The sequence below is a fragment of the Sphingopyxis sp. genome, assembly GCF_035998965.1.
GTDB lineage: Bacteria > Pseudomonadota > Alphaproteobacteria > Sphingomonadales > Sphingomonadaceae > Sphingopyxis.
Map to the genome: position 1 here is coordinate 38731 of NZ_DASYHE010000082.1, position 14148 is coordinate 52878.

The window sequence follows — 14148 nt, forward strand, 5'->3', positions numbered from 1 at the left end:
GCACCTGCGACGCGCCCGAGCGTTCTTGCGTCAGGCGCGTTCGAGAATGACATAGGCGCCATCATAGCCGATCCGGCGGCGGACACGGTTCTTGACGGCAATCGTTCGCCCGGTGGGGACTTGGTTCGTTCGGCCGCTGTTATAATCTCTTGTCTGGCCGGAATCGGAGACCGTTTTCCCCAGCCGCTTGAGGGCCTCGGTCGCGAGCCGCTTGATCCCGACGACGGGGGCGGGCTTGCCGGTCACCGGCGAGCGTTCGGCGCGCGCATAGAGCCCGTAGCCGATCTGGACGAGGCGGCCCTCCTCGGTGACCCTCCGCAGGGCGCGCCCAACGGCATCATAGCTGCCAAACGTCTCGAAATCCCGGCGCAGGAAGACATTGCGCTTTGAACGAGCCACGCGTCGCGCAACACGATCGGCGATCGAGTTCGAGGACATAGTCGAGCCGCGTGCCCGCCTGCGGTAACGGCCGCGACCGACACGCACGAGTTTACCATCGTCGACCAGCTTGCGCAGCACGCGGCCAATGGAATCATAATCGGCGTCGAGCGCAATCTGCGCGCGATCGACGACTTTCCCCTCGGGGACATAATCCAGAATCTGTTTCGACAGGCTCGGCATGGCTTCACCAAAATACGACGCTTACGGCATTCAGATAGTTTTGTTTGAACCGTTTTTCAAGCCGACCGTAGCTGGATCGAGATGATTGCGACAGGCCAGAACCTCGAAATATCCTTCATCGATTTGCCTGTCAGAGCCGGTTTTGCTATATAAGAGGGGCTACGCGTCCTCACTTGCCGAAGCTCCAGACCAGGAGCTTGCCATGGCAAGACTGACTATTCGTCTTCCCGACGATCTATACGACCGGCTCGCGGCCGATGCGGATGCGGCAGGCGCCTCTACCGCGGCCTTCGTTCGTGACGCCCTCGAACAGCTGAACGGCGCCGACCCCTTTGGCTTCCATGCCCGCTTCGACGAACTTCATTCGACCGTCATCCAAGTGCTCGCGATCCTCGCGTCCGACGTCGGCGCGCGCGCGCCCAAATCGCTCGCAAAGGGGATGGAAGATACAAAGCGGCTACTCCTCGACCGGGGACTGATCACCGCTGGCGACCTTCCCGCTCTGGGGGGAGGCGCGTCGTCATGAGCATCTTCCGCAACGACACGCTCGGCAGCTGGACGCGCGGCGGCCAGGCCATCGTCCACAATGTGAGGATGACCACCCAGGTCTTCTTCCAGACCACCCTCGCCGGGCTCAGCATCTGGGTCATCGGCGCCATCTGGTACGCCTTCGAAAAATCGGATGCCTATCAGCGCTTCGTCCTTACCAAGCTCATTGAGGCAAACTTCAAGGCCGACGCCGCGCCGGGGACGAACGACCCGGTCCTGTTCCGCACCCCGGATGGCCGCGAATATTGGACGTCGGCCGACTGGCTGGTCGATTCTGTGATCGCGAAGCAGGCGCTCGAAAAGCTCGAGAGCGATCTCATCGGCGGGGCGATCCTGTCCGGGGTGTTCGCGCTCGCAGCACTTGTCTTCGCCTGGTTCTATTTTACCCGGACAGGGAAGGGGCTCGGTTCCAATGAATATCTGCGCGGGGCCCACTTCGGGACAGTCCGTCAGGTACGACGCGCGCTTCGCGGCGAAGCGAAGGGCAGCTTCGCGATCGGGGGCATCAACGTCCCGAACGCTTTTGAAACCGAGCATGTTCTGATCTGCGGCGCTCCCGGCACGGGCAAGACCAACATGATCGTCAAGATGCTCGAGGGCATCCGCGCCAAGGGCAAGCGGGCGATCGTTTACGACACCGCCGGCACCTTCGTCGAGAAATTCTACCGCGAGGGGAAGGACATCCTGCTCAACCCCCTCGACGAACGGTCGGCCATCTGGTCGCCCTGGGTCGATGTTCCGCACGATTATCATTATGACCAGATCGCGGAATCGACGATCCCCGACAAGCATGGCGATCCTTTCTGGCCTAAGGCCGCGCGCGGTACTCTGGTCGCCGTGCTGCGCAAGCTCGCAGCGCAGGGACGCACCTATATATCGATCCTCCTTCACACCATCGTCCGCTCCTCGCTGAAGGATTTGTCCGCCTTCGCCGCAGGGACCGATGCGGCGGCGTTTATCTCGATGGAGGGCGAACGCACGTCGGCGGGCGTCCAGGCTGAGCTCGCGTCGGTGATGCGCAGCTTCGCCTATCTCGATGATACCGACGACGGGCTTTCGATCCGCGACTGGGTGGCGACCGAGGGGGACGACAGCTGGCTGTTCGTCACCGTGAAGGCCGACCAGCTTCCCTCGCTCCGCCCCCTCATCACGGTCTGGCTCGATATCGCGATCAGCGCGATCATGAGCCTGAAACCCGATCAGCAGCGCCGCCTCTATTGCGTGATCGACGAGCTACCCTCGCTCCAGAAACTGCCATCGCTTTCGGACTTTCTCGCACGCGCCCGCAAATATGGCGGCTGCGGCATCCTCGGGTTCCAGTCTTATCCGCAGCTCGAGGCGACATACGGCATCCAGGATGCCGCGGCGATCACCGGCTATTGCTCGACCTGGGTCGCGCTCCGGGCGAACGATACCCCCACCGCCAAGCACGTCAGCGAGAATTTGGGACAGGTCGAGCAGGTCGAGGCGAACGAGGGGATGAGCTACGGCGTCAACGACATGCGCGACGGGGTCAATCTCTCGCGCATCCAGGTGACGCGACCTCTTGTGATGCACACCGAGGTCACGAACCTCCCGAACCTGTCGGGCTATCTGCGGTTCGGTCGCGACCTGCCCGTCGTTCGCTTTGCGGATCGATACAACGACCTGCCATCCATTGGAGAGGCATTTACCGAACGCCGTCGACTTCCGCATCGCATCGCGCCTCTGCCCGCGCCGCCGTCACCATCAGGTTCGGTAGAGGCTGCCCCGTCATCGGCGAAACCGGCGAAGAACGGTGCGCCAGCGCGCAAACGGTCCGGGAAGCGCGAAGCGAATGCGAATGCGCCCGAGCTGAAGCTCGATCTCCCGATGGGCGCGTCCGATCCCGCGCCTGAAGACACGAATGGGGAGGCGCCAACCGACCGGGACGCGCCCGCCGATGGTTCGCCCGATAATCCGGCCACGCCCCTCGAAATCATCGCCCCGCACTGGGATCGCACCCTACGGCAGCACGGTCGTCCGGGCGGTCGCCGCCGGCCCGCGAAGCCTGCATGATCCATCCGCGCCGCCTTGGAGGCAAACCCGGCAATATCGCCCGCTATTATACGATCGGCGATTATTACACCAAGGGTGGGGATGAGCCCTCGGAGTGGGGCGGGAAGCTTGCGGCCGACCTCGGTCTTTCGGGGCCGGTCGACCGCAAGGCGTTCGAGGCGCTGCTCGCCGGCAAGGTCGATGGGCAGCAACTCGGGCGTATCCGGAATGGCGAAGTTCAGCATCATCCGGGGTGGGACTTTGCCGTCAAAGCCCCGAAGTCGGTGTCGATCATGGCACTGGTGACGGGCGATGAAAGGATCATCGCCGCGCATGAGCGCGCGGTCGGGACGGCCATCGCCTGGATCGAGGAGCATGCCGAACTCCGTCGGCGCATGGACGGCAAGATTACCCACGAGACGACGGGCCAGCTTCTCTATGCGCGTTTTACCGAACATGCCTCGCGCGAGCTCGATCCGCACCTCCATACCCATGTCGTCATCCTCAACATGACCCGCCATGCCGGTGACGAGCAGATGGTGAGCCTCGAATCCCGCGCCATGTTCGCCGAGCAGATGGTCGCCGGCCAGATCTATCGCAACGACCTCGCCCATGACCTCAGGGGGATTGGTTACGAGATCGAGTTCGACCCGCGCCGGGGGTTGTTCGAGATTCGGGGTGTCCCCAAGGAGCTGATCGATGCGACGTCGCGCCGGGCCGAGCAGATCAATGCGCACGCGAAGGAACATGGTTTCCAGGGCCAGGCCGAGCGATCGATTTCTTTCTTCGCGACCCGGCCCCCCAAGCAGAAAGTCGATCTCGACACGCTCCATGCCCAATGGGCAGAGCGATCGAAGGCTCACATTCCCGCGCTCGAAGCTGTCCGCGACGCCGCCGATGCGCGAGAGGAGAAGCATCTGGACGCCGATACTGCAACCGTGCGCCGCGCTGCGCTGTTCGGGCTTCGCCAGTCGGAGACACGCGAAGCGGTCAATAACCTTGGTCGGCTCATCCGCACCGGGCTCGCGTCGCATGTGGGCGATGTTCGGTTCCGAGACATTCGCCCCCTCTTCGAGGAGCATGAAGCACGGCTCAAGCTGCTAAAGACGAGAGAGCCCACCGGTGACCAAGTCCTTACGCGCGGCAGAACCTCGCGCCGCGCCGCGCGGCTCGAGATCGCGCTATCGACGCATATCTCGCTAAGCCTTGGCGATGGGGTTCCGCTTGCGTCGCGGGAACGGATCGACACGTCGCTGCGCGGGAGCATTCTCAATGATGACCAGCGACAGGTGCTCGCCGAAATCGCGATATCCAGTGACCGCGTCATGGGTGTTCACGGCGTCGCCGGCTCGGGCAAATCGACTCTCATCAAGCAGTTGAAGGCCGCGGCCGATCCGGGCTGGACCTTCATCGGATTGGCGCCGACCTCATCGGCGACCGCGAAACTCGGCCAGGACGCGGGTATCGACTCTCGTACCGTCGCCGCGCTCCTAGGCGGCGGCGGGCATGATATTACCGACCGTCATGTCCTGGTCGTCGACGAGGCTGGCCAACTCGGTAGCCGACAAGCGCAGCGGATATTGCAGATCAGCCACGACACCGGTGCGCGCGTTCTTCTTCTCGGCGACAACAAGCAGACCGGGGCGATCGAGCAGGGCAAACCATTCTGGCTGATGCAGAAGCTGGGCCTGCCGACGGCTGAACTGACGGAGGCGGTCCGACAGCAAACCCAGTCGATGAAGGCCGCGGTGGCGAGCGCGCGCAGCGGGGATTATGCCGCGTCACTCCAATCGCTCGACAAGATCGTCAGCGGCGAGGGCGCGGACAAACTTGCGGCTAACCTCGTCGCGGAATGGACGCGGCTCAAACCCGAGAACCGCGACAAGACCAATATCTTGGTTCTCGACAACGCGACCAGGCTGATCGTCAACACGCAGATCCGCGAAGTTCTGAAGCGGGAAGGGGCCGTTGCCGCCGAAGACGCGCGCATCGATATTCTTTCGCCCTCCGGTATGACCGACCAGGAGAAGCATTTTGCCCGGTTTTATTCGGGTGGCCAGGTCGTGACCTTCGCCCGCGACAATGCCGGGCTCGGTATCGCCGCCGGCGCCGAATATCGTGTCGACGGTATCGCACGCGATGCTCGCGGACGCCAGCTCGTGCGGCTTGTCGACGAGAAGGGTGGGACGATCCTCTGGAATCCCCGTCTCGGCCGCGCGTCGCAAGTCAATGTGTTCGTCGAGGACAAACGCGACATCGCCGCGGGCGATCGCATTCAGTGGCGGCTTGCGACCAGGGAGCTCGGCCTCAAAAATGCGGAGCGCGGGACGATCGAGCGTCTAGACGGGACGATCGCGACTATTCGCTGGGACCGGAGCGTCGAGCCGCAGAAGATCGACCTCTCCGTTCATCGCACCTGGGATTATGGCTACGCCGAAACTGTCTATTCGGCGCAGTCGAAGACCTATGACCGCGTCTATGTCCTTGCCCCGGTCGGATCGGGCCTCGTCAATGGCCAGAATTACTACACCGCCATCACTCGTGCTCGTTACGGCGTGAAACTCTGGACCGAGGACCGTGATCGCCTCGTGCAGAAGCTCGAGAAGCATTCTGGCGAAAAGACGTCCTCGCTCGAAGGCTTGGGACGTCTCTGGCGCGACAGCCACCACATCCGCGGCGCCCGGCTCGCTGAAAGTCTCGACCGGGCGCGCGAGCTGATGCTGAGCACGCGTGCGGATCGCGCCGAGCGAAGGGCCGAGCGCGAGCGCGAATGGAACGAGGTTCTGCGTCCGCCATCGCTTGCGGAAATGCTCGCGGGCCGCGCGAGAGACGGCATGTCGAAGCTCGATTCCTATCTGAACGGCATTCTCGCTGGCTCGACGAAGAGCCAGCGCGCGCAAGCACCGACTGATCCCGAGCCCGCAGAGCAACCGCATTCCCGACAGCAAGGACATGATCGATGAACATATTCCCGTTTCCACGGACAGCCGAACTCGCCAGCGCGCCTATCGGGGTCCGCGCTTCGCAAGGTTTGCGGTTTGGGGTGACGGCGGCCATCTTCACCTTGGCATTCGGCATCTCACTGCCGGCAATGGCTCGCGCGCCAGTCGCGACGGGCGATGCTGAGATCGCTCGCTGCATCCGCAGCGCCGCCCATGGCAAGCCGTGGCTCGAACGCACGCTTTGGGGTCTGCGCGATCAGGAAGGCGGCTGGATCGGCGCCGCTGTCGTCAACAGCAATGGCACTCATGATCTGGGGCCGTTGCAAATCAACAGCTGGTGGGTGCCCAAAATTGCGACGCTCGTGGGGCGGCCCGAAACCCATGTTCGGCATTGGCTCCAGAACGATGCCTGTTTCAATGCGGAGGCGGCGCGCTGGATATTCCTGTCGGGGCTCGCGGCGGCCGGCGATTATTGGAAGGCGATCGGCGTCTATCATAGCCCGACGGGTTGGAGGCAACTGCGCTACGCGGCGAGCGTCTCGCAGCATCTACGCAGAAGATTCGGCAGCCAAATATGGTGAGCGCGCAAGATAGCGATGACATGTGTGCAGCCCGCAAATTGCCCCCAGGCACCGGCTATTTGCGACAAATTATTCGAACCATGGCCCTCCCAGCGGATCGGAAAGACGACTTCGGGCTGTCCGAACCAGCCGTTGCACCCTCAGGCGATGAGACGAATTTTCTCGGCGCCAGCGCTTGGGCGCGATTGCATCTGGGAACAATTCCCTCGCGATCTCTTGTTCGCTGGCGCCGGCAAGTATTGCATCGCCGATACGAAGTTCCATTATCCACCTTGCAGCCCGCTGTTCGCGGGGAATCATTGACCTTGGTAAGCGGCCATTTTCAAACAGGGCGAGCAACTGTCGTAGTGCTTCCAGTTTTGGTTTTGCCGATCGTACGCCACTCAATTGATATTCAAGTCTTGCCGGGCCGCCGAGTAGCGAACCGCCATGCACGTCCAGCCTGACGATCCAGTGCCCGTCACTGAATAGCCAATGTTCCGTCTGGCTCGCATCAATTTCAACCGAGACGAATGACGCGAAGTCCCGAATATCGAACAGGTCACTCGAAGCCGCTCGCCGGCCGGTCAAGTGACTCCTCACAACCTTCGGGTCCAGTTTTGTGCTCCAGATCGGTCGCGCCACGGGAGATGCGAGAGCCGGATCGACCCATGCGACGAGGCCAACACATTTGGGCGCGTCTGACGGCAGTGTATCACGCGCGCTCCAAAGGCTGCGATAGAATCCGTTCCGCCGTAGCCATTCCCACGCGAACGCGCGGCGATCGCACCGCAACAACGCATCATATTCGCGAGGATCGCACCAGTCAGATGCTGGGGGATCGTGACGGCGCGGGCATAAGGTGCTGGGTCGGCTGGCGAAAATGGCATCGCGGCGCTGGGTTTTTCCTCCCGACGCCATCTCAGCTCATTCACCGCGGACAAACTGATCGCGAGAGAAGTGCGACGGCAAATGCGCGGCAGCTAGCTGCCGCGCATAGATCGATGGCTGGCGCACGCATGCAGCGTCGAACCGAAGATTTGGATTGTGTGAATTCAAGATCGACCCCGATAGGCGGCGCGCTCGGCGCGTCTGCGCAGTTCATCGGTCATCGTGATTGCTGATCACTACCCCCGGACTTTCCAGTGAGAATTTCCGGGGGGCGAACTTACTTTGCCCGACACTATCGCAAGGTTCGATGGTGCGCGGCATCCTGCCCGCTCGTCGGCACTCAATGGCTGATCGATGCATCCCACGACTGCGCGATCGGTGTCGGACAGGAAGGGGAGTGGGAAGGATGGAAGCGAGGACAGCGGGTTGCGTACCCGCTGGAGTCCTCGGCTGCCATCAAGGATATATTCCATGGACACCGTTCATCTTTGCGCGCTCCTCCGGGAACTGCGCGACCAACTCGCCGACGAAAGCAGGTTCTTGGGCGTCGTCAGCCGTCGCAGACGTCGACGTGAACTTCTCGCACGCGTGCAGGCCGTGCTTGCGGTCGATGCCGACGACACCGCTCCGTCAGGTCTCATTGAGGCGACCAGGCAGGCCTGGGCGGCCGAAGACCGCGTGCTCATCGCCGATCGGGCACCTTGTCGCGTCGATCGCGCGGGCGTGTGGATCGGCGCCTGGATCCGCGCCGCAACCGGCCCCGGCAGCCGTGAAAGCATCGATCCCGAGCGCTTGGCGGCCGCCATCGCCGCGCTGCCGCCTCTTGCCCGAGACGTGTTCACATTGTCCTCCCGCGGCAGCCTCGACTATCCGGCGATCGCCGCGGCCCTTGGCATTTCGGAGGATTTGGTTCGTCGCGAACTTGCCGCGGCGCTTGTCGCGATCGATCAGACTCTGACGATCCAGCAGCGCGATAACCCGTCGCCCATTGCCTGATGGCCCCCAGTCATGCAGGAAGAATTGTCATGCGCACGGACATTACGCACCTTCCCGCCCGCGGCCAGCGCGAACTCGAGGCCATCGTGCAGGCGATTTTCGAAGAATTCGAAGATGCCCACAAGCTCGCGAACGGCGAACGCAAGGCTGGCCGGATCCTGAAAGTCATTCTCTATGGCTCGATGGCGCGCGGCGAGGGGATATACGAGCCGCACACCGAGAAGGGCTATGTCTCGGACTATGACATCCTCGTCATCGTCAATCAGGTCGAACTTACCGATCACGAATATTGGTATCATCTCGAGAACCGGCTGGCGCGCGATTATATGGTTCTTCACCGGCTGCGTCATCCGGTGAGCCTGATCGTCCACACGCTCCAAGAGGTGAATAATAATCTCGCCGATGGACGCTTCTTTTTCTTGGACGTCGTCAAGGATGCGGTTGCGCTGTATCAATCGGACGACAGCGAGCTCGCGACGCCACGACCCAAGCGCCCTGCGGATGCGCTCGCGCTGGCACGCGAATATTTTGACGAATGGTACCCGAGCGCCGGCGAGTTCTTTGCCATGTTCGAAGCTGCTCAAAATCAAGGGTTTCGAAAGAATGCCGCGTTTCAGCTGCATCAGGCTACTGAGCGTCTCTATCACACGTTGCTGCTGACCTGCACGCTGTACACGCCGCACAGCCATAATCTGGAAAATCTCCGCAACCAGGCGAGGAAGGTCGACCGGCGCCTCGTCCATGTCTGGCCCGACGACGACAGGCAGTCGCGCCGCCGCTTCAGCCTCTTGAAGGACGCCTATGTCAAAGCCCGCTATTCGAAACATTATCGGATCAGCGCGGAAGATCTCGCATGGCTGGGCGAGCGCGTGCAGGAGCTGAGCGCGATCGTCCGGGAAATCTGCACCGAGAAACTGGCTGAGCTCGAACGCGCTGCCGCGTCAGAGTCGGGCAATATCTGATCCTGTGCCGGACGGTTGCCACGCTCAGGACCGGTGCTGAGCGGGCGCGGCGTAAATTCTGCTGTTGCAACGACAAGCTACCCTCGTCATGATGCGCGAAGGGGATGGGTGAACCCGTCTCCTGATCTACAAACGCCCGACTATGCGGGTCGGCCGTCACATCGTTACGCAATTGGCCTGCACACGGGCAATGCTGCGTCATGCTTTGCTGATCGGCTTTCAATTCCATGCCACCAAATCTTCAGACCTCGTCTCGGCGCACGCGGCGTTCTGCAGCGGGTATTGCGGCATGAACCGATCCGATAATGATCGCGCCCCTGTGCCGGAAACCGGCGAAAATGATCGGTTGATCGACCGGTTGTTCCGGTCGGAGGCGCCGCGCCTCGCACGCCTCTTCCGCCGATCGATCCGGAACCAAGATGAGGTGCACGACCTTGTTCAGGACACATTTGTCAATTTCGTCGAGGCGCGCCCTAGGTCTAAGGTGCGCACCCCCGCTGCCTATCTCCGCACGATTGCCCGAAGTCTGTTGTGGGAGCGCACGCGGCGTCCCCGCGCCCATGATCGAGCAAACCATGTCCCGGTGGACGAGGCCCACGAGTTGTGGGTCGATCCGGAACAGGAATGGATGATGGAGGCGTCGGATTTCATGCGCCGCTACGAGGAGGCGCTTTCAGAACTTCCATCGCGAACGCGGGAAGTATTCCGGCTCCATCGGCAGGAAGAACTGACCTATCAGGAGATCGCCGAGAAGCTCGGTATCACCGTTGACGGTGTCAAATACCATATGAAGAAGGCACTGCTCTATCTCGATCACAGGGTGAACGCCAATGGCTGAAACACATCGCTATGAGCAAGATCAGCTCCGCCGCGAGGCCGGCGAATGGTTCGTTATCATGAACGATGAGAATGTGAGTGAGGAAGACGAGCGGGAATTTAAGCGATGGCTCGCGCGTGGTGCGCTGCATCGCGCGACCTATAATCGCATCGCTGGCCTTCATTCCGCCGGCAAGCGCGTCGATTGGGAAAACCTGCCGCCGCCCAAGCCGGTGCGCGGGACGGCCAAACGCGTCTGGATCACCGTAATCGGATGCATGGCGCTCATAGGCTTCGTCGCATGGCGCGCGAGCGGAGCACCAGCCTTCTGGCCGGAAGCGGATACGACACAAATGGCGCAGGGCCACGCGGACGCATCGCTCCAATATTCGACCGAAGCTGGCGAGGTGCGCGAGTTTTCACTTCCGGATGGGTCTCGCCTGACCTTGGACGGTGACACCACGATCCGAGCATGGTTTCGATCTGGCGAGCGCCGTCTACGACTAGGCCGCGGCCGAGCGCGCTTCGATGTCGCGCACGAAGAACGTCCGTTTGTCGTTGACGCGGGCGACAGCGAGATCGTTGCCGTGGGAACTGTCTTTGACGTAGCTTTTCGCGACAAGCGCACGGTGGAGATTCATCTCCTGCGGGGCGCCATTGACGTTCGCCGAGCGCAGTCGGCAGGGAAGGCTGAACCGATCCGGCTCGAGCCAGGTGACGAGCTCCGCTATGCGATCGAAGGTTCGGGCAACTCGGCAAGTGTTCAAAAACGAGGAACGGAAGCCGACTGGACGGAGGGCGTGTCCGAAGCGCAGGAAGCGCGCGTTGCAGATCTCATAGCCAGAGTGAACAATCGATCAGCGACTAAAATCTACCTTGAAGACCCCGCCATCGCGCCGCGCATCGTGTCTGGGCTAAACGGGATCGATGACCCGGAATTGCTCGCTGAGAATCTGTCGAATCTTTACGATCTGCAGATAACGCGGAGCGGGAACCGCATTATTTTAGGCGATCCGCAGAAATAACGCTTCCTTCGACTACCCTGCGCAGCGTGCGCAACGCTCATACCCTGTAGGCACGGGCAAGAACTCGCCTGGCTGTACTGAGGGGAGAGTCCATGCAATTTCGTTACAGCGTGGCGGGCTTCGTGCTCGCCGCGACCACCAGCTTTGTGCCGGTTGCTTCAGCGATCGCTGCTGAGTCCGCCATCACCGCCAGCTATGATCTTCCTGCCCAGGATCTGTCTTCCGCGCTGAATACAGTGCGCCGAATTTCCGGCACAAACATCGTCTTCGACAATGAAGACGTCCGACAGCGAAAGGCGCCGCGGTTGGCGGGAAACTTCACTCCTGAGGAAGCCGTCAGGCGTCTGATCGAGGGATCCGGTCTGGTCGTCCGAAATACGAAAAGTGCGATTATAATCGGCCGGGCCGGTACACCGCGTTCTCCGGACCAAGTCGAGACAGCCGAGCAGGAGATCACCGTTACGGGATCGCGCATCAAAGGCGCGCGACTTGCATCGCCCGAGATCAGAATTGATCGCGGCGATATTCAGCGAGCCGGGTTTGGTGATCTTGGCGAAGCCGTGAGATCGATCCCGCAAAATTTCGGCGGGGGCCAAAACCCGGGGGTCGGGAAGGGCGCTCGCTCTGGTGCAAATACTAACGATAATGTGACCGGAGGTTCCGCCGTCAACTTGCGCGGCCTCGGAGCCGATGCAACGCTCACCCTTCTGAACGGTCACAGATTGTCTTTTGGGGGTTCGGCGCAGGGCATCGATATTTCCGGTATCCCGACTGAAGCCATCGAGCGCGTCGAAATCATTCCTGACGGCTCATCGGCGCTTTATGGTTCCGATGCGGTGGCTGGCGTCGTGAACGTCATTTTGCGGCGTTCCTTTGACGGCGTTACCGCTAACGCGCGCGTCGGCACGGCAACCGATGGAGGCGGCACTTCGCAGCTTTATCAGATCGTGGCTGGCAAGCAGTGGCAGAGCGGTAACCTGCTCGTCGCATATGGTTTTCGCCGAAATGAGGAGGTGGATGCAGAGGATCGGGACTATACCAACTATCTCCCGGAACCTTATCCGCTGATCAAAGGGCAGCGCGTGCACTCCGCGCTCGTAAGCGGGTCACAAAGCCTGTTCGATGATGTGCGCTTCAGTCTCGACGCTACCTTCGTGGATCGGGCCATGGACGGGAGCTACAACACGAATAACATCCTTAGCGTCTCCCATACGACCGATCGCTCGCTTTCGATCAGCCCGTCTCTGACCATCCCCGTCGATGACAACTGGTCGCTTTCGGTCGCGAGCACCTATGCGAGAAGTCGGAATCGGCGCCAAACCGCGTCGTCATCGAACGGCACCGTATTCCTCCGCGAAGACTTTTGTTACTGCCATTCGCTCCACGCCGTTGAAGCCTATCTGGAAGGCTCAGCGCTGTCGTTGCCCGCAGGGGATGTGCGGGCGGTGCTGGGCGCCGGCTACCGGAAAAATCGCTATCGCGTTCACGGGAGATCGTCGGCGAACGGAGATCAATTCGTCACAACTGGAGGGGATCAGAGCGATACCTACGCATTCGGCGAAATCCAGATCCCGGTCATTTCAGGGCTGAACGAAACGGCATTCGCAAAGGCACTGACGATCTCGGTAGCCGGCCGCTACGACCGGTACAATTATAGCGGTAGCGTCACAACGCCGAAGATCGGCCTGATTTACAGCCCAAATAATGCCGTCGACCTGAAATTCTCCTGGGGGCGTTCGTTCAAAGCTCCCACCCTCGCGTCCATTTATCAGACGCAATATGCGTACCTCCTTCCGCTGACATATTTTGGGAGGAGCGACGCTGCACCAGATGAATCAGCCCTCTATCTTGATGGCGGTTCCACATCATTGCGGCCGGAGCGAGCCACAACCTGGACTGCGACGGTCGCCTTTCACCCCAAGTCGTTGCCGGGGCTTAACGCGGACCTGTCCTACTTCCGGGTGAAATATATCGACCGTGTTCGCACTCCAATCGGGTTTTACCCCGAAGCACTCAGTCCGAATTATGCGAACTATGTCACACTGAATCCCAGCGAAGTGGCGCTCCAGGCAGCCATCAATGGCGCGTCCGGCGGCTTCCTCAATTATACCGCCGGGGCCTACGACCCGGCGTCGGTCCTGTACCTCATCGACAACAGAAATATGAATGTCGCGGCGCAAAAAATCGAGGGCGTGGATGTCAATTTGTCCTATCGCCTGGATCTGCACGACGGCGCGCTGGTCACAGCGTTGAATGGCAGTTGGCTTCGCAGCCGCCAGAAGAACGGATCAGCTTTCCCCTATTTTGACCTTGCCGGAACGATCTGGAACCCACCCCATTTTCGATCGCGCGCCAGTGTCGGTTGGGAAGGGAATTCCGCCGAAGCATTCGTCTATTTCAACTATATTGGAGGCGTCGAAGATCGTCGTGCGGCGCTCCCGATTGACGGGCGATCAATGTTTACCGTCGATCTTTCGCTCAGCTATCGAACGTCCACTTCCGGCGGCTTTCCGAACGGTTTCCGTATCGGTCTCAGCGTCGAGAATCTGTTCGACAAGCGGCCCCCCTATTTGGCGCCGGCACCCTTCACGGAACCCTATGACTCGACCAATTATTCCCCAATGGGGCGCTTTGTCGCGTTGTCGCTATCGCAGTCTTTCTAATGGCCCTCGTCATGGAATGCATCGCGCGGCGATCGGCGAACCGCGCGTTCACGTTAATTTTCCTTACTACCGCAGCGCTGCCGGGTGCGGCTTTCTCACAAGCTGCG

Annotated in this window: 11 protein-coding genes and 1 pseudogene; 9 read left to right on the forward strand and 3 right to left on the reverse strand. The window is 61.1% G+C overall.

Annotation, left to right across the window (positions count from 1 at the left end; genetic code table 11):
- Window positions 1–30: 30 nt before the first annotated feature.
- Window positions 31–621: a hypothetical protein gene (locus VGN68_RS14115; protein WP_058804221.1), complete on the reverse strand. Its 591-nt coding sequence runs from the start codon at window positions 619–621 to the stop codon at window positions 31–33.
- 202 nt (window positions 622–823) lie between these two features.
- Between VGN68_RS14115 and VGN68_RS14120 the strand changes: the two genes are divergently transcribed.
- From VGN68_RS14120 to VGN68_RS14135, 4 genes are read left to right on the forward strand one after another with little or no spacing between them, the layout of a single operon-like run.
- The gene (locus VGN68_RS14120; protein WP_058804222.1) at window positions 824–1147 is read left to right on the forward strand and encodes a ribbon-helix-helix protein, CopG family; all 324 of its coding nucleotides are present in this window, start codon (window positions 824–826) and stop codon (window positions 1145–1147) included.
- On the forward strand, window positions 1144–3207 hold the full coding sequence (locus VGN68_RS14125) for a type IV secretion system DNA-binding domain-containing protein (RefSeq protein ID WP_058804223.1): 2064 nt from the start codon (window positions 1144–1146) through the stop codon (window positions 3205–3207). Before VGN68_RS14120 ends, VGN68_RS14125 begins: the two co-directional genes overlap by 4 nt.
- Window positions 3204–6149, forward strand: coding sequence for a MobF family relaxase (mobF, locus tag VGN68_RS14130; RefSeq protein ID WP_062900429.1), 2946 nt, complete (start codon window positions 3204–3206; stop codon window positions 6147–6149). Before VGN68_RS14125 ends, mobF begins: the two co-directional genes overlap by 4 nt.
- The gene (locus tag VGN68_RS14135; protein WP_327477474.1) at window positions 6146–6709 is read left to right on the forward strand and encodes a lytic transglycosylase domain-containing protein; all 564 of its coding nucleotides are present in this window, start codon (window positions 6146–6148) and stop codon (window positions 6707–6709) included. The genes mobF and VGN68_RS14135 overlap by 4 nt, the downstream gene beginning before the upstream one ends.
- A gap of 69 nt (window positions 6710–6778) precedes the next feature.
- Here the strand turns inward: VGN68_RS14135 and VGN68_RS14140 are convergent, their stop codons facing one another.
- Both VGN68_RS14140 and VGN68_RS20545 read right to left on the reverse strand, forming a co-directional pair.
- Window positions 6779–7279 carry a DNA -binding domain-containing protein gene (locus VGN68_RS14140; RefSeq protein ID WP_168707799.1) on the reverse strand — a complete coding sequence of 167 codons (501 nt, stop codon included), beginning with the start codon at window positions 7277–7279 and terminating at the stop codon, window positions 6779–6781.
- A 144-nt stretch (window positions 7280–7423) separates the two neighbouring features.
- A pseudogene (locus VGN68_RS20545) lies at window positions 7424–7609 on the reverse strand (transcriptional regulator domain-containing protein); the annotation flags it as partial.
- A gap of 441 nt (window positions 7610–8050) precedes the next feature.
- Here VGN68_RS20545 and VGN68_RS14145 point away from each other — a divergent pair.
- From VGN68_RS14145 to VGN68_RS14165, 5 genes are all read left to right on the forward strand, one after another.
- Window positions 8051–8575, forward strand: a complete 525-nt coding sequence (locus VGN68_RS14145) for a sigma factor-like helix-turn-helix DNA-binding protein (RefSeq protein ID WP_058804225.1) — start codon at window positions 8051–8053, stop codon at window positions 8573–8575.
- Window positions 8576–8604: 29 nt separating this feature from the next.
- Window positions 8605–9537 (forward strand): HEPN domain-containing protein, encoded by a 933-nt coding sequence (locus VGN68_RS14150; RefSeq protein ID WP_058804226.1) that lies wholly within the window; start codon window positions 8605–8607, stop codon window positions 9535–9537.
- 190 nt (window positions 9538–9727) lie between these two features.
- Window positions 9728–10375, forward strand: a complete 648-nt coding sequence (locus VGN68_RS14155) for an RNA polymerase sigma factor (protein WP_058804227.1) — start codon at window positions 9728–9730, stop codon at window positions 10373–10375.
- Window positions 10368–11378, forward strand: a complete 1011-nt coding sequence (locus VGN68_RS14160; protein WP_058804228.1) for a FecR family protein — start codon at window positions 10368–10370, stop codon at window positions 11376–11378. Before VGN68_RS14155 ends, VGN68_RS14160 begins: the two co-directional genes overlap by 8 nt.
- Before the next feature lie 92 nt (window positions 11379–11470).
- Window positions 11471–14041 carry a TonB-dependent receptor gene (locus VGN68_RS14165; RefSeq protein WP_082665244.1) on the forward strand — a complete coding sequence of 857 codons (2571 nt, stop codon included), beginning with the start codon at window positions 11471–11473 and terminating at the stop codon, window positions 14039–14041.
- Window positions 14042–14148 lie beyond the last annotated feature (107 nt).